This window comes from Arthrobacter sp. H5, assembly GCF_000520595.1.
Classification (GTDB): domain Bacteria; phylum Actinomycetota; class Actinomycetes; order Actinomycetales; family Micrococcaceae; genus Arthrobacter_D.
In genome coordinates this window covers 46708-69937 of record NZ_KI914991.1, presented here as the reverse complement: position 1 = coordinate 69937, position 23230 = coordinate 46708, and the positions used below count along the sequence as shown (strand labels likewise).

General features: G+C 61.0%; 14 protein-coding genes and 2 pseudogenes. 2 read left to right on the top strand and 14 right to left on the bottom strand.

Features of this window, described 5'->3' with window-relative positions:
- Positions 1–255, top strand: a pseudogene (locus Y708_RS29795) (IS3 family transposase); the annotation flags it as partial.
- Positions 256–292: 37 nt separating this feature from the next.
- Here the strand turns inward: Y708_RS29795 and Y708_RS24110 are convergent.
- A pseudogene (locus Y708_RS24110) lies at positions 293–478 on the bottom strand (sulfate permease); the annotation flags it as partial.
- A gap of 189 nt (positions 479–667) precedes the next feature.
- Between Y708_RS24110 and Y708_RS24105 the strand changes: the two are divergent.
- Positions 668–1672 carry a DNA-processing protein DprA gene (locus Y708_RS24105; protein ID WP_051478868.1) on the top strand — a complete coding sequence of 335 codons (1005 nt, stop codon included), beginning with the start codon at positions 668–670 and terminating at the stop codon, positions 1670–1672.
- 65 nt (positions 1673–1737) lie between these two features.
- On the opposite strand, the gene mobF is transcribed toward Y708_RS24105, so the two are convergent.
- The 13 genes from mobF to Y708_RS0109750 form a co-directional block, all read right to left on the bottom strand.
- The gene (gene mobF, locus Y708_RS0109810; protein ID WP_028279807.1) at positions 1738–5295 is read right to left on the bottom strand and encodes a MobF family relaxase; all 3558 of its coding nucleotides are present in this window, start codon (positions 5293–5295) and stop codon (positions 1738–1740) included.
- A 462-nt stretch (positions 5296–5757) separates the two neighbouring features.
- On the bottom strand, positions 5758–6390 hold the full coding sequence (locus Y708_RS0109805) for a hypothetical protein (RefSeq protein ID WP_028279806.1): 633 nt from the start codon (positions 6388–6390) through the stop codon (positions 5758–5760).
- Positions 6391–6473: 83 nt separating this feature from the next.
- A complete protein-coding gene (gene brxL / locus Y708_RS0109800; protein WP_028279805.1) occupies positions 6474–8576 on the bottom strand; it encodes a BREX system Lon protease-like protein BrxL in 2103 nt (700 codons plus the stop codon).
- A 69-nt stretch (positions 8577–8645) separates the two neighbouring features.
- Positions 8646–11144 (bottom strand): BREX-1 system phosphatase PglZ type A, encoded by a 2499-nt coding sequence (pglZ, locus tag Y708_RS0109795; RefSeq protein ID WP_028279804.1) that lies wholly within the window; start codon positions 11142–11144, stop codon positions 8646–8648.
- A complete protein-coding gene (gene pglX / locus Y708_RS0109790) occupies positions 11141–14638 on the bottom strand; it encodes a BREX-1 system adenine-specific DNA-methyltransferase PglX (protein WP_028279803.1) in 3498 nt (1165 codons plus the stop codon). Before pglX ends, pglZ begins: the two co-directional genes overlap by 4 nt.
- Before the next feature lie 9 nt (positions 14639–14647).
- Positions 14648–18160 carry a BREX system P-loop protein BrxC gene (gene brxC, locus Y708_RS0109785; protein ID WP_155853802.1) on the bottom strand — a complete coding sequence of 1171 codons (3513 nt, stop codon included), beginning with the start codon at positions 18158–18160 and terminating at the stop codon, positions 14648–14650.
- Positions 18161–18162: 2 nt separating this feature from the next.
- A complete protein-coding gene (locus Y708_RS0109780; RefSeq protein ID WP_035775881.1) occupies positions 18163–18774 on the bottom strand; it encodes a DUF1788 domain-containing protein in 612 nt (203 codons plus the stop codon).
- Complete coding sequence (locus Y708_RS24100; RefSeq protein WP_035775880.1) at positions 18771–19391, bottom strand: DUF1819 family protein; 621 nt, start codon at positions 19389–19391, stop codon at positions 18771–18773. The genes Y708_RS0109780 and Y708_RS24100 overlap by 4 nt, the downstream gene beginning before the upstream one ends.
- A 94-nt stretch (positions 19392–19485) precedes the next feature.
- Entirely contained in the window at positions 19486–19683 is a 198-nt protein-coding gene (locus Y708_RS0109770; RefSeq protein ID WP_028279800.1) for a helix-turn-helix domain-containing protein, read from the bottom strand.
- A 124-nt stretch (positions 19684–19807) separates the two neighbouring features.
- On the bottom strand, positions 19808–20965 hold the full coding sequence (locus Y708_RS0109765) for an alpha/beta hydrolase (protein ID WP_028279799.1): 1158 nt from the start codon (positions 20963–20965) through the stop codon (positions 19808–19810).
- On the bottom strand, positions 20962–21978 hold the full coding sequence (locus Y708_RS0109760) for a DUF6545 domain-containing protein (protein ID WP_028279798.1): 1017 nt from the start codon (positions 21976–21978) through the stop codon (positions 20962–20964). Before Y708_RS0109760 ends, Y708_RS0109765 begins: the two co-directional genes overlap by 4 nt.
- The gene (locus Y708_RS0109755) at positions 21975–22439 is read right to left on the bottom strand and encodes a hypothetical protein (RefSeq protein WP_028279797.1); all 465 of its coding nucleotides are present in this window, start codon (positions 22437–22439) and stop codon (positions 21975–21977) included. The genes Y708_RS0109760 and Y708_RS0109755 overlap by 4 nt, the downstream gene beginning before the upstream one ends.
- 53 nt (positions 22440–22492) lie before the next feature.
- Positions 22493–22921, bottom strand: coding sequence for a hypothetical protein (locus Y708_RS0109750; RefSeq protein ID WP_028279796.1), 429 nt, complete (start codon positions 22919–22921; stop codon positions 22493–22495).
- Positions 22922–23230: the final 309 nt, after the last annotated feature.

Here is a 23230-nt window from a genome sequence, read left to right as displayed (position 1 = left end):
GCGTTCATGGACTTCTTTGTCGACGGGTACAACCACACCCATTGCCACACCGGAATCGGCCTCAACACACCGGCGGATGTCCACTACGGACTGGCCGCCAGCAAAGCCCTCGAACGAGCCAAAATCTTGGCCGCCGCACGGGCAAAAACACCCGAACGATTCACCACCAACAACGACCCCAAAATCCTCGCCATCCCCAACACCGCCTGGATCAACAAACCAGCCGAGAAAAACGACACAAAAGCAGCAGCCTAATTCCCACTGGCCTCATTCACCTTGACAAATTCCGCGCTCCCCCGTCGATCAGAGCCGTGCAGATGCTCGCGGCGAAGAGATACGGGATGGCGAGGAGCATCGCGGGCACACCCCACTTGAGCCCACGTCGGGTACGTATCGCGTCGAGCAGGATGTTGGTGGGCATGAACCTGCGCATGAAGTTACGGAGGTGGATGCTGACGACCCAGATGATTCGAAACATGACAACGGTCCTCTCATGGCTCGGCAACGTTGAACCTTGGAGGACTGCCTAGGGCCGTCATGCCATCGCGTGGGCGATGGCGAACATTGAGTGTGTCGCCTGGTTGCAAGGGTACGCCGGACCAACGACATACGAAAGGGCGGCGCTGTGCACCTTCACGGTGACAACTGGCTGTGAAGGAGCCCGATGATGACTTCCCTCTCTTCCCTCGGACACGACGAGCGGAGCGCGCGTACCGTTCTCTCGCTCGTGGCTGCACCGAATGATCCGTCGACAGGTCGTCTCGTTGGCCGAGTCGGCGCCGTAGAACTGCTCCGCCTCGCTGATGCTGACGGCGCGGTGCCCGGCCTCGACCAAATCGCAGCGGCAGTATGGCGCGAACGCTTGCACACTGTGAGCAGCGCCGACACCTTGGCCACACAGATGGCGACCTTCGAGCGACAAGGCCTCCTGGTCCTGATTCCGGGTGAGAAGGATTGGCCAGTCGCCCTCAACGATCTCGGAGCACGCACACCATATGCACTTTGGACGCGTGGCGAGACTGCGCTGCTGGCCAAGCCTCTCGCCGACCGCATCACGCTGACCGGTGCGCACGCCTCCACCGCGTATGGGGACCATATGGCGATTGAACTCGCCAGTGACCTCGCGCTCAGTGGCCGTGTCGTTGTCGCTGGCGGTGCCTACGGTATCGAAGCAGTCGCACACCAGTCGGCGTTGGCGACCGGTGGAAGAACGATTGCAGTCCTCGCGGGTGGGGTCGATCGCGCATACCCTGCTGGACACGCGGATCTGTTTGCGCGTATTGAGCAACAAGGTCTCCTCGTTTCTGAGGTTGCACCGGGTGTTGCACCAACACGGCAACGGTTTCTCGATCGTGGCCGGATTATGGCCGCGCTTTCCTCGACGACGGTGATCGTTGAGGCGGGAGCGCGGTCAGGATCGATGCGTGTCGCCGACGAAGCCGCCAAACTTGGACGCGCTGTGGGTGCGGTTCCTGGCCCCGTGACGAGTACCGCCAGCTATGGCTCCAATATCCTTATTCAAGACAGACGCGCCCGTTTGCTCACAGGTTCCGAAGACGTTCTTCGACTAGCCGACAAGGACAAGAGCAACGACCACAACGCGGAGCTGTCACGAGCATTTCGCATCGCTGCAGCGTGTGATCGTCGCTCACCCGATTCACGCGGCCTGTAATCGCTCATCTTCCTCAGCGCGGCTTGTTGACGGTACGAGCGTGTACCGGCGCGACTGGGCAGCGGTCAGAGCACCCGCCCCTCCGAAGTCCGCTCAGACGGCTCACGATGGGACTGAACACCCTTGGCCGCGGCGTTCATCCGACGAATCTCGGTGAGCGCTGCTTCGGCCCTGGAGTGATCGATTCGCTGTGCCGTAGCTTCGGGTCGAAGCCCAAGCGGGCTCGGCGTCGCGACGGAGTACCGGTCGCGATACGCGGCGATCGTGCGCGTTGCCAGCCGCCAACCCTCACGCCGCGACGCGGCAGCGGGCGGTTCACCGAGCTGCGCAATCCATTGCGCGCCGTCGGCAATAGCTTTGTCGATCACTGCGTCGGCTCGCTGCGTGATGAGGCCATGACGTTCATCGAGTGCCTGACGCATGTCATCAGCGACCGACCCCATCGCTTCGGGCACGAGCCCCGCGATAAGCCGGGCTGGCTTTCGTGTGCGCCCCGACCCGGCAGGCCGAGCAGTGGCCGCGATCAGTCGGTGGCGGATCACGGCAGCGATATCGTCTGCATCCCCAAAACCGCGTGCTCGCCCGAGGCGTGGGAGCAACGCGACCAAGTCATGGTGGTTGGCTTCAGCTCGGCGCAGTTCCGCAGTCAACGGACCAAACGCATCCGAGCCAACAACCTCTTCAGCTTCTTCAGCACTGAGGCCGGACGCTCGCACTAGGGATGCCCACCGGTCGCGCTGCGCGGCCGCGGCGATCGTCTCGTACTCGGCGGCAATCTGCGCGATCGTTCCCCAGGACTCTTGTTCAACGGCGATCGTTTCATGCGCGGAAAGTTCGGCGCCGACGTGCTGGAGCACCCCGGTGAGAACGCTGCGGCCGGTAACTTCATCGTTCTCACCAGGATGTGGACCATCGTGGGATGGGTCGGGCTGGTCGACGGCGACGTAGGCGACGTTGGCATCACGACCCCGTGTCATCGCCACGTAGAAGTTCTCCCGGGACATCGTCGAGTCGACGAGCACGTGTGCCGTTCCGGTAGTGAGGCCTTGCGCGCGGAAGGAGGTGACCGCGTAGCCGAGTTCGACGTGCTCCGCGACGTAGTCAGCTGGTAGAAGGACGCTGGACCCCCACGAACCTCCCGCGCGTCGAACGAGCATCGATCCATCGCGTCGGGCATCGACGACGCTCCAGCGGTCCCCGTTACGCACCCCGCCGCGTCCGGCCAGCAGACGGCGGTCATTGCGGCGCGTGATCACGATGTCACCGCACGCCGCATGTGTCCCATCGTGCAGCTCCGATTCGCGCGCCCCCCGGACGGTGCCGTCGAGGATCAGATCGGTCCGTGCGCGGTTGTTGAGCGCTGTCACGGATTCGTTGGAGTCCGAGACGAGAACCGTCGCGCGCCCCGCGACGAGATCGGTGCGCCATGCGGCGTAGGCGGCATCAATCACGCTTTCGGTGTCACCGTCAACGATTCGATTGTGCGCATCGTAGGTGTCGATGGCTTCGGTGTGACCGTGTCTGAGCTCGAGAGATGCGCGCTTTTCCCAGTCGTGCGTGAGGCGGTGAACGTCAACGAGTTCGGGAACGTCATCGCGGTCATGTGTGAGCAGCCCGAATGCGCCCCCCGCGTCGACCGCCTGGAGCTGTGCGTAGTCACCGACAAGGAGCACCTTTGCCCTGGCCTCAGCAGCGAGCTGGGTGACTCGGTCCAGCGAGAGCGTTCCCGCGAGGGACGCTTCATCGACGATGACGAGCTGACCCGGTTGGAAGCTCGCTCCGGATTGGAGGTGGTTCTGCCACCACTTCGCTGTGTTCTCGGTTGTGATCCCGAGATCCTCAGCGAGTACATGCGCCGCACTCGAAGATGGCGCAAGTCCAACGACAGATCCTTGGCCGTGTTCCTTCTCCCACGCTCGGCGCAGCGCGTTCATCGCGGTCGTTTTCCCGGCACCAGCGGGGCCGACAAGCAGATCGACGATGCGACCGGACACTGCGATCTCCATCAGCGCGGATGCTTGGTCCTCGCCCAGAACCAACCCTTCACGGTCAGGCTTCCGCACGATGCGTTCGACCGTCTCCAGCGAGACGGTCGGTCCCGTCGTTGTGTGAGCGAGTTGAAGCAGGCGCTCCTCGGCGTCAAGCAGCTCACCCGACGAGAACACCGTGGAGTTTTTCGGCCGGAACACCGACGATTTATCGCTCCTGCGAAAGATGGCGGGGCTGGATGCCAGTTCGGGCGGCGTGAGCCGAATCGACACGGCCTCGGCAGCGTCGACAACCATGCCGATGATCGCTTCGCGATCGCGTGTGCTGGCGAAACGGTACTTCATCGTTTGCCGGGCAGCTTCGGCGGTGAGGTTCCAGCGGCGCCAGGTGGAACGCTTTTCCCCGACTGTGGCCACGACGCTCTGTCCCAGCCCACGAACTACGTCAAGCGGCACATCATCAGCGCGCAGGAGCAACGGCGCCTCATTCGCCATGACCTCGCGTGCCCAGCGAGTTGCATCGACACCAAGGATCTTGCCCGCCCGATGCCTCCATTCAGTGGTGAGTTCGGCGAGGGAGTGGATCTCTTTCTCCGGTCGTGTGGCGAGTGTCGCCTGGGCACGCAGCTTGATGATCGTCGTGCGGGAGGGTTGTCTGCCGTGCTTCTCCACGTACGCGGCGATGAGCCGATCCTTCTCCTCGTTGATATGCCGCGAGCGCGACGAGAACTCGGACACGAGTTGTTCTGGGACCTTCGCTATGGCCCATGCCGCGTTGCGGTCTCGTCCGCGATCACGTGTTTCCCACTCCACCCCGAAGAGCCGCGTGAGGTGATCCGCGAACACCGCTTCGTGGAACTCGGAGAGCGCCACCGTTGCAGCGTGGAGGGGGCGCCCGTCCAGGCTTCGCCACTTGTTGTCGAGCACGGTCTGCACCTTGTTACTGATCACGACGTGCGTATGCAGGTGGGGGTCACCCGCGCGCGAGTCGTAGTGGTCATAGGCTGTCGCGATCAGCCCACGCACCTCGACCTGCGCAACCGCACCATCCCCAGGGGTTGCACCGGCGCGAGTGGCTGCAACCTCGCGCTCCATGAACGCAACCACTTCTGCAATCGCCGCGTGATGTGCGTTGACGATGAGTGATTGCGTTCCTGCGTCAGCGACAGCCCACAGCACGGAGGCGGATTTCGGGATGGAGAAGGTGAAGTCGTATCCGGCCACTGCTCGTCGTGTGCCACGCTCGGATTCCGCGGCCTCGATCGCCGCGACTGCTCGGCCCCGAGCGGTCGGCCCCAGCTCGGGATCGAGCGTTCCGACTCGCTCCTCAACGCGTTGAGTCACGGACTTGTAAGCCGGGTACGCACGCCCCAGCGGGGCACCTGTGAGAGGGTCACGCCCCATTCCGATCAGCAGTTGGAGCTGCGCCTCGGTAACTTCATCACTGTCGCGGAGTTGCCCGCTTCCGAGCGTTGGGAGGCCGCTGCCCATCCAGCGTCCCGGCGGCGTGCCGTCCGCGTTGTAATACCTCGTCAACGGGGTCGAAAGGTCCCGGTCGCCGTCACCAGCCGCCACTGTGCGCAGCAGGTACTTGTAGCCGTCGCCAGCCGACATCACCCGCATCGACACCGTCACCGCAACTCACCTTCCCTCCATCAAGGAGGAGGTGAACAAGCAGGGTCGGTGACTTCAGCAGTCACACGCGAGTGGTCGCGACCTCGATCTGCAAGACGCGTGGGGCATGGAAGGCGTGAGTCATACGGTCACGCCCGACGTTAGAGAACTCCGAGAGCAAGCGTCCTTCGTCGCGAGGCGTAACCGCATGTTGATCAGTTTGCGCAGCCGCTTGCCATGTGTGGAATTGCGGGTCTGAGTTCGACTTGCATCACTCACTGCTTCGACTAGTTAGTCCGAGCGAACAGGCTGGGTCCTTCTTACCGGAAGCGGCTCTGATATTTCAATAACACGTGACAGCAGGTGCTCGATATTTTCGATGGCGGTCAAGGCAAATCCCGCTACGAACGTCATGCGGGAGGTTCGCGTCCCGTCTGGCGCCCGTTCGAGCAGCACGGAAAGCGCCGGTTGACTCGCATGACTCTAGCCACTCGTGGCCCTCCAGACCTGTAGCCCGCTGAAGAAACGCCGCTTCACCACGAATCCGTCCACAGCGTTGACGATCGCCGTCGATTGGAGCCGATCGTCGATCGCTTCTGCCTGAAGCCCCCGCAGCCTCGTGTTCGCGTCACGGATCATCTGCTCAAGATCAGGCACGTCAAACTCGTATGATCCAAAGACCTTCTGCAGCGTGGCGTGTTGTTGAAAATCGTTGAGAGTGACGCGGAGAGATCGCTGCGCCCTTACATCATTGCCGTGTCCGTTTAGAATCCAGATTCCGTAAGACGTTGACTCAACCGCTGACCGGATCAGAGAATAGGCCGCAACCATCGGGATCTCTTTCACTTTGCGGACGTAGCGATGGAGCGTCCACAGGTTGTCGATCGCGACCGCCAAGTACATCTGAACCATCTCTGACGTATTAAACGGTGTCGTCAGTATGTCAATACGGCCAAGGACTGAATTCTCGGGCGGTGTGCTCAATGACTCGACTTGCTTCTTCACCCCGCCGAGCCGCTTGGCAACTTCTGTCAGGAGGAGGTGTTCGCCAAACCGCGCCTGTTCCGGCGCCTCTCGGGTATCGCGCTGGCTGTAACCCGGCAACGATTCAGACACAGCTGTCGGCCCCTACCTGGCATACGCTCACGAAGCGACGCATACTCATGGCTCGTCGGTCGCTGCTGCCTCGTACACGAGACTTAGCCATGCTCGGGCTCGTCTCGAATGTACGTAACTCCGAAGGCGCGAACCTGACGGAACTCCTGGCGACTGGTGCCGAAGTCGAACCAACCGCCGTCGGACTTCTGGAAGATATCAAGGCCCCGGCCGAGGTTGACTCGCCATCCGGTGTCGGTTCGGATCCAGCGGTCGTGACCGCCGGGGTCCTTAGCCACGTTCACCTTGATGCCCTGTTGGGCCGCGCCTTGCACGATGTCGTTGAGCATCCGGAGCTGCTTCGGCTGATACTCGGGATCGTCGTCAAGCACAGTGAACAGGTTGAAAGTCACCTCGTCGGCCGGGTCCTTCGCCGCGGCGATCAGCGCGAGCAGCTCTACAAGATTGCGCCCCTGGTGCCCCAGACGAATGTAAGGGTCGTGCAATTCAATCTCGGTTGCGCCCTGCAGATACGGCATGAGCAACGTCTCGTAGGAGATGCCTCGCTGGTTCTCAACGAAGTCCCGCTGCCCGTGGTACAAGTCCGCCTGAACGGATTCGGGTACGAGCACGGGAACCGATGACGTCGGCGTTGTGGACGACATCGGCGCTTCAGTCCCGGCCGATGCTTCGCCAGTAGGGGTGACCGAGCCGCCTCGATGGTAATGCCCGGGGTACTCGTCCTCCTCAAGCGTCGTAACCGTCGACCAGCCCCCGCTGACCGAGTTGTAGCCGAACTTCACGGCTGTCATCGTGGCGTCGATCCGCAGGATCTGATCCTTGACTCGCTTGCGCCCTTCGATCGCAAAGCGCAGCAGTTCCTCGATCTGCTCGGCGGTGGCGTCACCGTGGGGGTAGATGAGTTTCATCAACCCCGAAAATGTCTTGTGGATGCCGTCGCGGTCTCGGGTCGAGATGTCTGAACCGAGGGTGAAGTGCTGCTGATAGCGGTCGGAGTAGTCGAGATTTCGCATCGACTTCAGCACTTCGGCAATGTAGTCGACGACGAATCCATAGCCGTTCGAGAACATCTCGCTGCGGATCGTGTCCACTTCCCAGCCGGGGATGTAGAAATGCAACCGGTCGAGGAAGGCGGGGTCGTGGTAGCTCTCAGGCAGTTCGTCGAACAGATCAGAATTTTTGAGCATGTACGGAACGGTGTGGGAGGTGTTGCCAATGAATACCATCGAGGCCTCAGCGCCAAGAGTTTCCACGCCACGGGAGAACGACTTGTTCGCCATGTAGTTCTTCATAATGTCGACGATCGCCTTGTCGGTGCGCTTCTTCTTGCCCGCAAACTCATCGAATGCAACAACGTCCCAGTACCCGACAAGACCGAGACGCCCATTCGCGTTGTTCACAAACAACTTCGGCACGGTCACTTCACCACCAGAAATGAGCATGCCGTGCGGCGAGAACTCGGAGTAGATGTGGGACTTACCGGTGCCCTTGGGCCCAAGCTCGACGAGGTTGTAGTTGCGCTCTACGAACGGGATGAGGCGCACCAGCTGCAGCAGCTTCGCCCGACGTCCGAACATCTCAGGATCGAATCCGATCGACTGAACGAGCAGGTCGATCCACTCATCAGAAGTGAACTCCGCCCTTGCTGACAGGTAGGCGTCGTAATCGAAGTTTGACATCTGAATCGGCTTGAGTGATCCGAGGATCCAGGGCGAGGCGCGGGCATCTTCGGTGTGGAAGTACTCGACGTCGCACAAGCACCAGACGCCGCCGACGAGCAGCTTCTGGTGTGCGTTCAGGGTTGCCGAGTCGACGATGACACCGCTGATCCCGAGGTTCGCGAATGACGCCTGGTACACGTCGTCCTTCTCGTTCAGCGTGACGCTGACCTTGTCGATAATCCGGTAGCGCCCGCGCTCCTTGATCTTCGACTTGACCAGTTCTGACTCGTTGCGATGGACATAGTGCTGCGCGAGGATGTCCCGCACACGATCGATGCCCGCTTGGATCGTCGCCTCGTCATCGGATGCCGCGTACTGACCGAGCAGATACTCCAGCACGTACGAGGGCACGATCGCGTTGCCCTTGACCGTCTTGACGAGGTCCTTACGGACTACCGCCCCACCGAAGTACTGATTGATCTTGCGGTCCAGCGCCGTCGGCTCGCCCGACGCGGCTTCGGGCATCCCGGAGTCAGCGGGCTCCTCGGCCAAAGTCGTCTTGGTCAGATCGATATCGTCGCTCATCAGCTGTCCTTAGAAGTCAAAGTCCGAGGAGAAGGAACGCTTGATCGTGTACGGCGCGCTCTTGTACTTCTTCCACACGTCGGTGCCGGGGATTGGCTGCTCCAGACGGAACTCCACGGCCCGATTGTTGGCCGCGTCCGCATCCTTGCTCAACAGCAGTCGCACGCTCTGGAACCGGTCGCGACCCTCGGCGCTCTCCTGGTCAAAGACCAACTCTTTCTGGTCGGAGATCAGCGCGTCGCCAAAGTAGAGTCCCGCGCGCAGTCTGCGACCGATGCGCTGGTCGGTGACCGGCATCGACTGATAGAGCTTGAGCACGACCTGCCCGGTGGTGATCTTGTCGGTCTCTGGGTGGATGTCCACGTTGACCAACTCGACCGTGTCAGAGCGACCCTTGTTGATCGTGAGCACTGGGATCACGATCTCCTGCAGCGCAGCACCACCGTGCACGAACTGGAAGCCAGCACCAGGCTTGGTGATGCGGCAGATCGAGTTCGGGATCTGCACCTCAAGATCACTGGTCAGCCCAATCTGTTCTGGCCGGAACTTTCGGAACGCCGTGTCATCCTTGAGCCCACGACCAAGCACGTAGCGACGGTTCTCGACCAGAATTGCGTCACCCTGCGGCTTGACTGTGAGGTTGAACTGCGGCGCGAGCCTGCTCTCTTGATAGAGGAATCCATGGTCCGCGGTGACGAAGATGTTGGTCGCGTTCGCGCTGGCGAGCGCCTTCACGAGACCGACTAGTTCCTCGATCGCGTCAGCCGCAGCCTTGAAGGTTCGGTGTTCGGAGACCGCTTTATCACCGGTCGCATCGATCGTGTCGTGGTAGACGTACAGCACCTGGTTGGCGGCGTACAGGTCACGCCGTTCAGTCGGCTTCATCTTCTGGAAGTCTTTGGCCTGGATCGCCGCACCGCTGACAGCACTCAGTATCTTGGTGCGGTTGGCCGTGCCATCGGAGCGTTGACCATCCACCAGCACGGGGTCTCCGTTGGCCGAGTGCGCGAGTACCATGTGGGGTAGCAGCGCGGCCATGCCGAGCTGGGTGTAGCTCGGCAGCACACCGAGCATCGCGTCAAGCTTTGCCTCGAACTTGTTCTCGCCGCGAATTCGGGAGTGCAGCTCGTCGGCGACCTCGTACCGCATGGCATCCGAGATCACGACGACCACCTTCTTCCGACCACCGCGCACGATTGGTGCAACGTAGTGGTCGTAGAACGACGACTGCGAGGTAACCGCGGGCGTCTTCCACCGCTCAACCACGTCGACTTGGCCCTGCCAGTTCGTGCCGAGTTTGAACAAGAAGTCGGTGACGTAGGCGTTCTCGACCTGCTCCGTCAGCGCCTCCAGCGGATGCTTAAACTCCGCCGTCTGCGCCGCGTACGTGTACTGGCGGTACAGCTGATCAATCCGATAGAGATCATCACGGTAGAGGATGATCCCCTCATCGAAGCTGGACACATCGAGCCGAGCTGACCTGATCGCCGGGAGCAGCTCGGCCGCTGCGTCGAGCGCTGCGTACAGCGTCGCGTAGTCGTCGAACCACACGCTGTCGCGTCGTCGAGTTCGGATCGTCTCGGCGATGTCGCGGGTCGACATCGTCTGGGTAGAGATGCCGTCGATCAGTCGACGGATGATCTCCTTCTCCCCCGCATCGAAGGTGTCCGCGGCGACAAGATCAATCAGAGACAGCGAGGATGCCTGGTCGGCGTAGTCGAGGTCCTTCTCAGCCTGCTTCGCAAGCAACTTCAGCGCACTGGTGCTCTGGCGGTTGTCGCGGAAACTGCGGAAGTCGATCTCGATGTTGCGTGCCGCGTTAGACGTCGACGCGGCAAAACCGTCCTTGGCTTGCGCGAATGTCCAGAGCACAAACCCGGCCGTGCTCGGCGAATCAGACTTGTAGCCGTAGATATTCGCCGCTCCTCGCCAATAGAAGTCGGCAAGGTTCTGTTTTACGAGTGCATCGTAGCCAGAAGGGTCGTTGCTTGCGTGCTGGACCAGTAGTGTGCGGGTGAGCTCTGAGAAACTGAGTCCATTCTGCCCAAGCACGGCAGCACACATCTTGGCCTGCACCATGACAAGGTCATCCCCATCGTGCAGCAGTGCTTTGAGCTTGGCTACCGACTTGGCATTGCCGAAGAACGCCTCGTGCTTGGCGACCAATTCGTCTGCACCGTGAGCGGTGAGCCCAAGGTCTCCACGGATGAGCGCACCGCGGTCGGCACTGAAGGTGCCATACGCCAGCTCTAGATCGAGCAACCAGTTGTCTGCCCCCTCCAGCACAACACCAGGACGATAGAGCAAGAACTTCGCAGAGGGTTCTTCTCGCAGGACTCGGTATTTGATTGCGAACTCGTCGTGCGCGATGTGCAGCACTGTGACGCCGGAAGGAACCTGCGCATCGAGGCCGTCGAAGTAACTTTCGTCGGGATCGCGCCAAATCACCAACCGGTTCTCGTTGAACCGCGCGGTGAGGTGATCTTGGATCGAAGGCGCTTTGCTCACTCGGCAGTCTCCAGCCCAGTGATCTTCCTCAGTGCCGGGTAGAACTTCGGGTAGTTGGCCCTCACGCCATCGTCGAGGTCGATCGCAATCTGCTGCGTCGCCAGAGGGTAGAGCACATCATGCTCGTACTCCGTGAGCTCGACAAGCACCTTGCGGAGCCGGTCGGCCTCCTTCTGTTCTTTCGCCAGCTCAGCGTTGGAAAGCGCGACCTCCAATTTGGCGCGGTACTCGCGCAGGTACTCGTTCAGCACAGTCGAGGCCATCGACGGTGTGTAACGGTGCATGTAGATCAGCGCGTTGAAAGAACCCCTCGGGCTGGAGAACATCCAATAGATCGGACGCTTCTTGTACCGCTGCACGTGATCGTCGTAGAACTTGGATTTGCCCGTCTTCGTGATGAAATATTCACGCAGGGTCGTCACTCCCAGCGACGACTCAACGAACCGCAGATTCTCCTCGAAACGCTCGGAACCAAAGGCTGCTCGAAGGAACTGGCGGAACCGCTCCACGATGTCGTCCTCGAACCACCCACCGTCAACGAAGGGGATCACGTTGTCCGCGTCCGGCATAAGTGACGGGGTCGGGACCTTAGTTAGGTAATCCTTCAACGTCGCGCCCTGGTCAGCAAGGATCAGCCCCGGCGCATCGAGGCTGTAACGCCCGAACATGCAGCCAACTGCAAAAGAAACGAGGTCACGGACTGCGTCGTCGCGCTGCGCATTGCGCGCCTGCTCAGATGGATGTCCAACGTAGGTAAAGCTCGGATTCACGGCTAGTGAGACACGGTTTATCGGCGCCACCTCAACCTCACCGTCGAAACCAAACAATTTCGCGAAGTGGAGGTCATTCTGCTGCTCGATCAAATGCAACTCCGTGACCCATGATGACCACGCGAGCTGCGCGTCGTCGATGGCGGCGGGAAGCGAAGATCCTCGTCCGACAAGCGGACTCGATTCGAAGTCCCAAGAGCGTTCTTGAGTGGCCCAGTCCTCGCGGGAAAGTTCAACCGCACGAGTAGCTGCAGCACGCACCGTATTGCGCGCATCGTCCGCCGGTGCAGGAACCGCACCGAGGTAACCAGGGTGAAGGTTCATCGTCGGATTGAGGCCCGCAAGAACCTGCTTCACAGACGACGAGTTCAAGAGCGCGAGCGTATAACCGTCGTCCGTCGACTGACACAGTCCTGCCGCAGCATCGAAAAGGTATCCAGCCTCGACCTTGCGGAATGACGGATCATTCGTCGTCACAACCGTCCAGGCGATGCTCGGCTTGAAGATTCGGTCGAGATTGAAGTTCGTTGCCCGCACACGGGAGCCGTCGTCCGTCAAAGTGGTCTGGATGAGATGCCCGTCCTTTTCCCAGTTGACGACGGCCTCAAGGTTGCCCGCCCACCTCCGGAAGTCTCCACCCTTCGCGTATGGAAACCAGCGCACGCCCGATAGCTTGGCGCTTGCTCTGTCGAGATACCCGAAGCCAATCCTTGAATGGGAAGTCTCCCACCATTGCCGAACGAACGTCGCATTGTCTGCGGTGACGAGACCCTTCGCCGCGCGAGCGGTCGTGTCCAACGATGGTGAGGTTCTGAAAGCTTCCAGCAGAGTGGTCGGGAACCAGTAGGCCAGTGGCGCCCCAGGCAACGATATGAACGACCGCGGCTGAACCCGGTATAAAACCTGGTCCGCTATGCCTTTGATCGCGACGCGAGCGGAAGTCGCCTTCTCTGCTTCGTTCCTGCCGTCAATCAGGCGCAGATACACACCTTCCTCCGCCTGCCCTTGCCCCACCTGGAGTACGAAGGCTGTTGTCGAGACAACCGAACCGCCAATTGAGTCGAACGCGCGCTCACCAAGATGCGCCATCGTGGTCGGGGGGGCGTCCCGGAGAAGTTTGGCTCGGAGCATCTCGAACGATGCAAGGAACATCCATGAGTGCATGGTGATCATCGCTACCAGCCCACCTTGGGCGCCAACTAGGTTCTGGCACCGCTCGATGAACATGGCGAAGAGGTCAGCCTTCGAATCGGGGTAGCGATCCTGGGCGAACTCTGCGAGCAGCGCAGCCATATTCTTGGAGCCCATGTACGGAGGGTTCGCAACGGCGACGGAGTACCTTGCCGTGAGGTACTCAGCTTGAGCTACGACTCGGTTCGCCCACTCGATGACATCGGCCTTTAGCATGTCACCGTGATCGTCAAGTGAATCCAGGTGCTGCGCAAGGCTGGAGGTCAGAGCAGGGTCAGGCTGGAGGAGTGACCCGAACGTGTCGGCCTCAGCGAACTGATTCCAGAAGGCTTCCTCCTCTTGACGGTTACCACTTCGTGTTACGAGGAACTCCAGCGCCTCGGGGCCGAACGACATGGGCTCTATCGCGCAGATGCGCGGCTCAACTTGCTTATTGAAGAAAGCCCGCTGTTTGGTGCGCGCCTTCATCGTGAGCGCGAATGCGGCGAGCGAACCCGCGCGCGGGTCTATTTCGGTGCCGTGAAGGTTATGAGTGAGGATCAGGCTGGGAATCTCGGAGGGCGCATACCCTTCTTCCTCGTAAATCGCATAGAGCAGGTCGAAGGCATAAGTAAGCATGTGGCCCGAGCCACAGGCCGGGTCGATCACCGTTAGCTCTTCGGGCTTGCTGACCTTGAGGAAGTCGGGATCGTCGTCGACTGGCGCGATGTAGTAGTCCATCTGGTCGACGAGCCGTGAGGTGGGTCGATTCAACATCCACAAGCGACCGACGGAGTTTTCGACGAGATAGCGGACGATCCAGTGCGGGGTGAAAAGTTGGGTGGCGGCTGGGATCTCTTCTGGCCCCGCAAGTTTGCGGGCCTTGCCCTTTGCCTTGAATCCCTCGAAGACTTCGTTCTTCCGCTCGGAAATATAGAACTGGTAAAGCCAACCAATCACCTCGACATCGTCGCAGACCTCTTCAGTGAGCGCCGCGCGCGCGCGCGACAGGATTGAGCCGTCGGCGAGTAGACCGGTCGGCACAAGCAGCTCGGTGTAATCGCCCTCGCGCTCGAACATGAACGGCATCGACTTGTGCCAGTAGCGGCAGTACTCGGTGAGGAGGAGTGCGTAGGCCTCGCCCTCGGCGTCGGTACTGCGCCGCGTGCCATCGAGGAGGCCGACAATCGCATCGGCCATGCGGGTGTTCATTACGACCTCGACGTCAAGGTTGCCGCGTTTGGCGTCAGCGAGGATCTCTGGCTGGCCGTGCGCTTGCCCCTGCGCGGGGGAGACAACTCCGGCGTCGGTGTAGCCGCGGGCATCCATGAAGCGCAGGGCAATGATGCGGTTGAACCAGATGTAGGCGACTTTCTCGATGACGTGTTGGCGTCCGTGGCGCCCGATCTCGGCTTCGAGCTTCTTGACAACTTCGGCTCGTTCACTGCGCGCGACCGATCCTGCGACGAGCACGGCAGTGGCTTGAGCGTCAACGGCGTTGATGAGTTCGCGGCGGGCCGAGGTGGCGAAGCGCTCTAAGGGTTTGGTATCCATATGCGTCTCCTAGAGCGTGATGCGCTTGTTGTCGTTGATCGTGGCGAGAAGTGTCTCGCGGAGCCGGTCAAGATACCGTTCGACGTCGTCGGCGTCCTCCAATACTTCACCGGCTCCCGGCAGCGCTAGGCGCTTGAACGCGACAGCCTGCTTCACCGGGAGGACATTGGTTGCGAGCTCGCCCTCCGCGTCCGGGCCAGGATCTGCTGGTAGGTCCGGTGCAGGTGCTGCGGCGACGAGCTCGTCGAAAATCTCGGGATAGGTCGTATCGGCGAATGTGGCAGCGATGTTCCGAATCACCGGAATTTGAGCCTCGCTTTGCACACGGGCGAGCAGGCCCTGCGCCTTGCTTGTGACCGATCGCTGCGCAGCGTCGGACGCGTCCAAGAACGCCCTGCTGGCGGGAACTTGCTGCCAGCGGGCGTTGATCTCGGCGACCGCCTCTGCTCGCTGGTGATCAATGACAGTGGCGATCTGATCTTCGATCGCGGACACGGCGGTGCCGAGTTGGTTGATCTTGGCGCCGCGGAAGACGTTTGGGTCTTCGAGCAGTAGCGCGACAGCATCTGTCGCTCCTGTGGGCAGGTAGCTGATGTTCGACTGGTTCGCCTGCATAAACGCCGCGGCGTTGTCGTAGATTCCTCGCTGGGCACCGTTGAGGAATTGCTTGATCGGGTCAATCACACTGTCCTTGAGCTCAAGCAGTTCGTCGAGTCCCGAGAACTCGGTGATGAACCATTCGGCCGGGTGGTTGCATAGTTCAGTGAGCAACTTGACCGGTTCGTCAAGCTGGTCGATGGAGGGATAGCGCGACCCCATGGCGAGTCCCTTAAGTTCGACGAGTTTCTTGTCGAGGAGTTCCTTGCCGGTACGAGCAAGCTCCAGCGGGTCCTTCGAGATCGCTCCCTCGTCGGTGAACTCGACAGTGAACTTGCGGAACGCAGAGATCGTCTTCTGGTCGAACACCCTCTGCGGGGCAATAACCATATTCGGGTAGCTCTGCGTGTTGCGCAGTGCGCCGGTGATCTCGGTGCGCTTAAGTAGCTTGCCGTTTAGGGCGAGCTCAATCTTGGATACACCCGCGAGGTAGGCGACGACCGCGGCGACCGACCACTGGTCCCAGCCGTACGGCTTGATCGTGTACTTCTCCAGCAGATGCTTCATCGTGACCTGCTCGTGGCGCTTGCCGCGCATCTCGAGGTGGCCGAGCACATCATCGCCGGGCACGGTGAGCACGCTCGCCACTTCGTCGACGAGGCCGCCGTCAGGTGGATTGACCAACGATGAGAGCTGCTGCTCGCCGAACGTCTTGCCGCCCAGCAGCGCAAGGTTCGTGTACGTCGCAGCGATCACCCGCTCGAAACCAATGCTGATCCGGCTCACCGGATCAGCTGCCGACACGTCGATCACCCCGGCATTGTGAACGAGGGTAGCGCGGCCGACGGCGCCGCGGAGGCGTTCGACGATCTCCTTCTCGCGCTCCGCGTTCTGGGTACCTTTGGCCTGCAAAATCGTCTGCTCGATCGCCGTGCGACTGCTGCCGTGTGCGCGTTTGACGTATTTCTCAGTCTTCAGCTGGAGGCGCAAGTCTGCGAGGATTCGTTCGCTGTCGCCCGGGAGGACGACCCGCAACTCGTCGAGCCCGGCGCTGTGTGCCTTGATCTGCTCCAGGCTGAACTCCGTGTCGGGGCTCGTGAAGTGCAACGCCAGCTCGTACTGCTTGCTCATCGACTGGCCATCGAGCTTGTACCCGATCGGGAAGGTCTGGCCGTTCTTGGCGTACACCACCTTCGTGAGCTTCACGACGGACTGAGTGAGCAGGTCAGAGAGCTTCTTCGACACCTCGGACGAGTCGATGTCGACGTTCTTGATCTCCTGCTCGATCTTCTGCTCTTCGTTGGTGAGATAGTCATACACGTCACCGTTGCGCTGAATGTAGGTCTGCGCCTCCAGCGCAGCTAGCGCTTCGATCACGTCTTTCGACAAAGTAGTCAGATCGGTTCCGAAGCGGTCGTAGACCAGCACAGTGAGGTTGCGGGGCGTCGCTTTGAAGCCCTCGACGTATTTCACGAGGAATAGGGCTTTGAGCAGTCGGATCGCGAGTTCGCTGAGCTTGCCGCTGCTTTCGGCGTTCAAGATCGCGCGCTGGTTCGCCGACTTCAGCGATGCCCGGATGCCCGCAAACATCTGGTCGAACGACGCAAGCTGCCCCAGCGGCTTATCGGTCAGGGCGCTCGCGACCTCCTGCACGACGCCGAGCATGGACCGCTCACCGACTGAGCTGTTGCGGCCTTCGAAGATGTTGTGGTCGCTGATGCCCTCGATCGCGGATTGAAAAAGCGGGAACTGGTAGCTCACGAATGGGTATGCGCCGACGAAGTGTTCTTCGTCGCGGTAGTTCGGGTAGCGGCCGCCATCGACGAAGTCGAACAGTGTCTTGAAGTTCGCGTGCTCTGCAGCGTAGATCTCGGCGACCTCGGCTGCGCCCGCTTCATTCTTGGCGAGCAGGCGCTTGCGAATGACCTCTTCGACGTCTTGGCTGGTGAGCTTGACCCGGTTCGCGAAGCGTGCCTGGATCTTGGAGAAATCATTCGCCTGTGCCTTGGTGCGGTCGCCGCCGACCTTCTCCATGTCCTCCTGGGAGGTCACGAAAATCCACGAGCGGCCTTTGCACTTCGTGGCCAGAGACTCAGCAATGGTCTGCAGGTTCAGCATCAGCTGTGTGTTCGAGCCGATGAACTGGCCAGCCTCATCAACGAAGAAGTTGAGCCGGAACCCCTCAGGCTGATCGGCGAGCCACCCGGCCACCTCGTCCGCGAAGTCTTCGATCGAGACCGAGTACGACGCGCTGTACTGGCGGATGATGCCGGGGCTCGCACTGCCGTTGACTTCAGCGAATGCCTTGTCAATGTTGCCCGCTTCAAGCGCGCTCTGTTCACGGCCTTGCGACCAGGGAATACCCGCGAGACGTTCGAACGCACCCTTGAACGCGTCGTACTGTCCGCGGCCATCGAGGTCGCGCTCAAAACGAGCGATGTGGCCCTGGTTGCCGTAGTAGCCGCGCGATTCGTCGAAGATTTTGACGAAGACCTTTAGCAGGGCGTCGTTCTGATCCTTGCTGATCAGCGTCGCCTTCTGATCAATGTTGAACAGCAGGCTTCTGGCCGCAATGCTGTCAGACCGAGCGATCAACGCGGGGAGGAACGCGTCGTTTGCCTTGTCGCGGAAGTGCTCCGAAACTTTGCTGCGCGGGTAGTCGTGCCCCTCGATGTCACCCAGGAGGTGGGCGAGCATCTTGAGGAGGTGCGACTTGCCCGAGCCGAAGAAGCCTGAGATCCACACTCCGTTGGCGTTGGTGTAGTTCGTGTACGCCTCAAGGACCTGCTCGACGCCTTTGGCGGCCTCGTTGGTGAGAACGTATTCTTCGACCTCGACGCCGAGCTGGGACGTGTCATCCGCCTTGATGACGCCCTCGATCGGACGCTGGATGTTCTTAGCGAAGATCTCGTTGATCTGGGTCATCGTCATGCTTCCTGTTCCAAAATGTCTTTGGCGCGGTAGTAGCTATCGCTGGCACTGAGGTTGAGCGCGCGGAGCTGGTGACCGCGTGCCTGGGTGAACTCGTACGTTCCCGGGAACCACGCGAGCATCGGCCTTCCGACCACGACGCTTTGCAAGTTCTCCAGCACCGTGTGGGTGCGAACAAAGGGAAAGACCTCACCGATGCCGGTGAGGAAGACCATGTCGCTCGGGTCTTTGGCCAACTGTTCACGGATCACGGGCGCGAGGTGGTCGTGCGGATCGAGCATCCCTTGGAGGGTTTCGCGGAATTCATACTTATCCTGCGTGGGCTCCAACTCCAGGATCCGATCCCACACTCCACGGTCGGTCAGTAGCTTGATGGCAAGGTCGTACAGGTTGATGTCGACGACAGTGAGACCATCGTCACTGCGGAGCTTGGTGATCACGCGGTCACGGGTGGCCTCCACGTCTACCGCCCAGCTCGGCGGGTAGTGGTAGATGAAGAACGGCACTTCCTTGGAAAGACCCTCCATGTTGAGGAAACGCTGGCTGCGCAGCACCTCGTAGACATGGCCCTCTTCTGTGTGGAGATTTCGCTCAGCTGTGATCTTCATCGCGCGCTCGCCTCGGTCTGCAGATCGGTCGGAAGGAATCGAATGTCACTCGGGGTGCGAGCTGCGAGCCGCTCGACGATGCGCTCGGAGAGCACAGCCGGAACGATGGCACCGTCCTCGCTGCACAATCCGGCCTCGTAGAGCATTCGGAACAGGTTCTGACGCAACCTGATACGAGTGGTTGCCTTCAACTCGTCGAGTTCGGGATGCCAGAGACTCTTGCCGGTGAGGAACCGATCAAAGTCGTCGATGCTGAGCGTCGGGGTGAGCAGCAGGAAGCGTTCGCGGAGCACTTCCTCCGCGAAGTCTCCGATCAACTCGTACCGGCGGCACGCTGCCACCCACATCAGGTGGCACCGCTCGGTCAGACTCGACTCGACGAGGAGTTCCAGCTCCGCGTCATCCAAGACGCTGATCCGCTGGACCGTCTCGCGCGTCACGCGCACGCTGGACGAGGAGGTCCGTGCCTGAAGTAGGTTGCCCTCCGTGACGATACGCCGAACTGCCACCCAGTCGCGCTCACGCAAGTACACTGACGCGACCACATCGGCCTCACGAGCCAGGAGACCACCGCTGGTGAAAGACAGCGCGTAGCGATCTTGCGCGTCGGTACTCATTGTCAACAGGCCCTCCTTCCGGTTTTAGGCAGTCGATCAGGATATCTGGAGCCTCGGACATCGATGTCGGAGACCATGCGCGAAGTGACGTCAATCAGTCGGTATCGGGACCGCCTGGTGCGGCGGCACCGCCACCTCGAACCCAGTCGTCGACCTCGCTCGCCTGGAACTTCCAGAGGCGGCCGATCTTGTGCGCGGGCATGCCTTTGTCGGCGATCCACGTGTAGACGGTGTCCTTGGTCACGCCGAGATGGACTGCGATGTCATCAGCTGACAGCCACGACTCAGTCACGGGAGTTCTCCATCTCAACCCGGGTGGGTCAACGTTCCCGATGATACCGGAGTTGTGCCTTTTGAGCCGGGTTTATGCGGGCGTGATCAGGCGAACTCGCGAGACCCCATCGCGCGGTGGGAAGTTAGCCTCCGTTGTCACCAGGGCCGACACGTGCCGAGAGCCATGTGGCGACAGTGGATCGCCAACGCTTGGGGTCGGAGTTCCATGACAGCGTGTGGCCAGCTTCGAAGGCCGCGAGTTCCACCAGGTCGGGGCGAAGGTCATGTAGCGCTTGTGAGCCCCATATCGGGGCGGAGTCGTCTCGGGTCCCATGGATGATCAGCGTGGGCACCGTAAATTCTGCGGCGCGCTGCACCCAATCAAGCTCCCGAAGCGGGACAGCGCCCGTCAGCCCGACCATGCGAGCGAGCGGGTCAAGCGTCAGCCACGGGGTCGCGAGATGACCTGCTACTGCAGGCAAACCGCTGCGTGCGCAGTTCGCTTTGATCACGTCGATCCAGTTGAGAACCGGAGAGTCCAAGACAAGTCCCACGATCACACTGCGCTCTCGTGCGCGGCTGGCTACTTGTAGCGCAATCGCGGCACCCATCGACCATCCGAACAACACGATCCGCTGCGCTCCGTGCTGGACCGCGAAGTCCACTGCGGCTTCGGCATCCTCGCGCTCCGCGACGCCAAGCGTCGAGCGCTCGTTGCCAAGTCGGGGGCCTTCGCCGTCATTGCGGTAGCTGATGACGAGCGATGTGTAGCCCACCTCAGCGGCAACCTGCACACCGCGCAAGGTTCCGCGCCGGTTACTGCCCAGTCCGTGGATGTGGATCGCCCAGGTCGAACGGTCTTCATCTCCCTGAATGAGCCATGCCGAAGCTGCGCCAGCAGGTGTGTTGATCGAGATCTCCCTGGCGCTGAGGCCTGCATCGGCTGGGTTTGCGAAGTAGATCCCGCTCCACGAAAAGCGGTCTCCAGCGGAAGGCAGGAAGTCGTGCATCGCATCCGTCACAACCCGAGCGATCTGGCTAGAGCCTCGATCGAGCACTTCGTCGGACACTCGCACCCAGTCGCCCGTCTCGAACCACAGGTTGTAAACACCACGCGCGGCAGTCTCACGTGTGCGGTCGAGGATCAGTAACCGCCGATCTCCATCAACCTCCATGTCGCGGATGGTCAGGTCAAAGTCCCGTGGGCCTACCGGTGCAGTCAACCTCCGGGCAATAGTCCATCCGAGACCCAGGCCTCCCGCGGTGAGCAGCGTCGCGCCTGCGGCGATGATGCGCTTCATGGGTGCCCTTGTCCGTGTGCAGGGTGATCAGGGACAGGTTCAGGTGTGCCGCGCGCCCCGGTCCCGAGCAGATGCTCCTCGGCTCGCTCCAGCAATGCGCGTTCGGTGCCAGTGACTTCGAAGGAGACGCGTGGATCGATCATGGCGTCACGGATCTCGACGATCTCGCGGTGGAGGCGTCCCTCTGGGTCATCCATGCTCAACCCGAGCGAGTTCGTTCCACTGAGTCCCGGCCGCAAGAGCGTTGCCCGACGCCAGAGCGGTTCCAGCTCCTTCACCATCTCATCTGTCTGCACGCGCCGGGCATGATCCCGCACGTATCGGGCCACCGGTTGCCCTGCGAATCCAGCGCACAGAAAGACAAACGCGAGCAGAGAAAGCGCCCCATACGCTGCACCGAACGCGTCCATGAGTTCGAGGTTGCCCGAGATGTGGGCAACATCCATAACGATCACCACTACGCAGAGTGCAACGCCCGAAGCCGAGCCGATCAACAACAGCGCTGGCGGAATGCGCTGGATGCCCTTCCCAAGCCTGAGCTGGCGTGTCGCCAGCGTGAGCATCGCTGCAACGATGATCCCGCAGTAGGTGAAGACGATGATGGAATACGCCGCGGCCCACGGTTGGTCGCCGAGATCGATCATGAAGTTGACCGTCGTTGGCCCTCGGTCGGTCAGCATGAAGGCCACTGCGGCGCAGAGGAGCGCGATGAACAGTGCGGAGCGACCGACAGCTGCGCGCACCAACCGAGGGCGATACTCCCCAGCTTTCATTGTTGCCCGGCCGAGAAAGAAGAGGCCGATCATCAAGAGGCCATCTGAGAGCAGCGTGGCCAGGTTTGTTGCACCAAGCACCCGATCGACGATGACGTAGATCGCATCCACGTTAAGTGTCATGGCGATAGCTATGGTCAGCGCAGCGTACGTGATGCTGCGATCCGTTCGCCCGCGCCGCAGAATGAGCAGGCCCGCCACAAGAACCCACATGAGTGCCGCGACGAACGTCTGGATCATGCGAATATCTCCGAGTAGCGAGACTCCGCGAAGGCCGACCCGCGGATTCCCGCCGCGAGTCGGTCCGCCAATGATTCCGCAGCGACCTCGGTGTCAGAATCGAGATCCTGGCGCCTAAGCAAGCGACCCCGGGTGTGCGGTGGGATATCAGGCAGGAGGGCATCCACCTCTGAGCACTCGTCGCCGTCGCAGTGCCCGAGAATCATGTGAGCGAACTCATGCAGAACGAACTGCTGGCGATGCAGAACCGAGTCGCTGTGGGCATGGAGGATGAAATCCTCAGCATCGGTAATCAGCCAGACAGCGCAGATGCCATCGTGGTCGCCGAGATCGGCAAGCTCCACGACACGGAGCCTTCGTTGTCGGCGCTCCCGCACAGCGTCGAAGAGATCGTCGAAGGTAAAGATGCCGCCCAGAGCAAGATCCGCGACGGCCGTTGTCACGGTCAGTTCGATATTCACGCTGTGCTCACCCTCCTTCGAGCGCATCTACCTGCGTATGCTCCGCACCGTCACTACTCGGTTGTGCGCGCCATTTCTTCATCTAGGAACTTGCTGATGGCTTGGAGAGCTTTCGGTGAAATGTCTCCAAGGGTACGAGCTGCGTAGGACTTAACCTTCGCCGCTCGCATCGAGCGCACAAGGTCAAGCTGTGCGCTCACTCGTGCCGGAACCGCGGCCCCATCCGTACCCGTGAGGAAGTCAGCGTCAACGTCAAAAAACGCTGCCAGCCCCTCGAACACCTCGGTGTCCTGTACGTACCGGTGGCCGTTCACCATGTAGGTCCACCGCGATCTCGACAGATTGGTGCCGCGTTCGCCCAGGTAGGCGGCGATCTGCGAATACGTCGGTTCAACACCGGACTCGGTGATCACAACGTCAAGCAACAGCCGCAGGCGTTTCGCGAGATCCGCAGCTGCGGTTTTGCTCTCGTCCTCGGTCACGTGCTGGCTCCCTTCCGTTCGCGACGGGTAAGCATCGACAACGGTCACCCCGGCGGGCGTTGTGCATGCTCAATATAACCGTTGATCATGCACAAATCAAGGGTTGCGCATGCTCAACAGCCATGTTAGAACGGAAGCCGTGGACCATTTGAGCATGCTCAACATTCGTGATGTGGCACGAACGCACTGCTGCTCAAGGGGAGGTGGAGCATGCCCACCTTCGAGGCGATGATGCTCGTGCACTCAGTCGCGCGTGATCGCAGCACGCTCCTGAGATCCCGGCGAGTCTGCCCTTCCCTGTCACCCCGA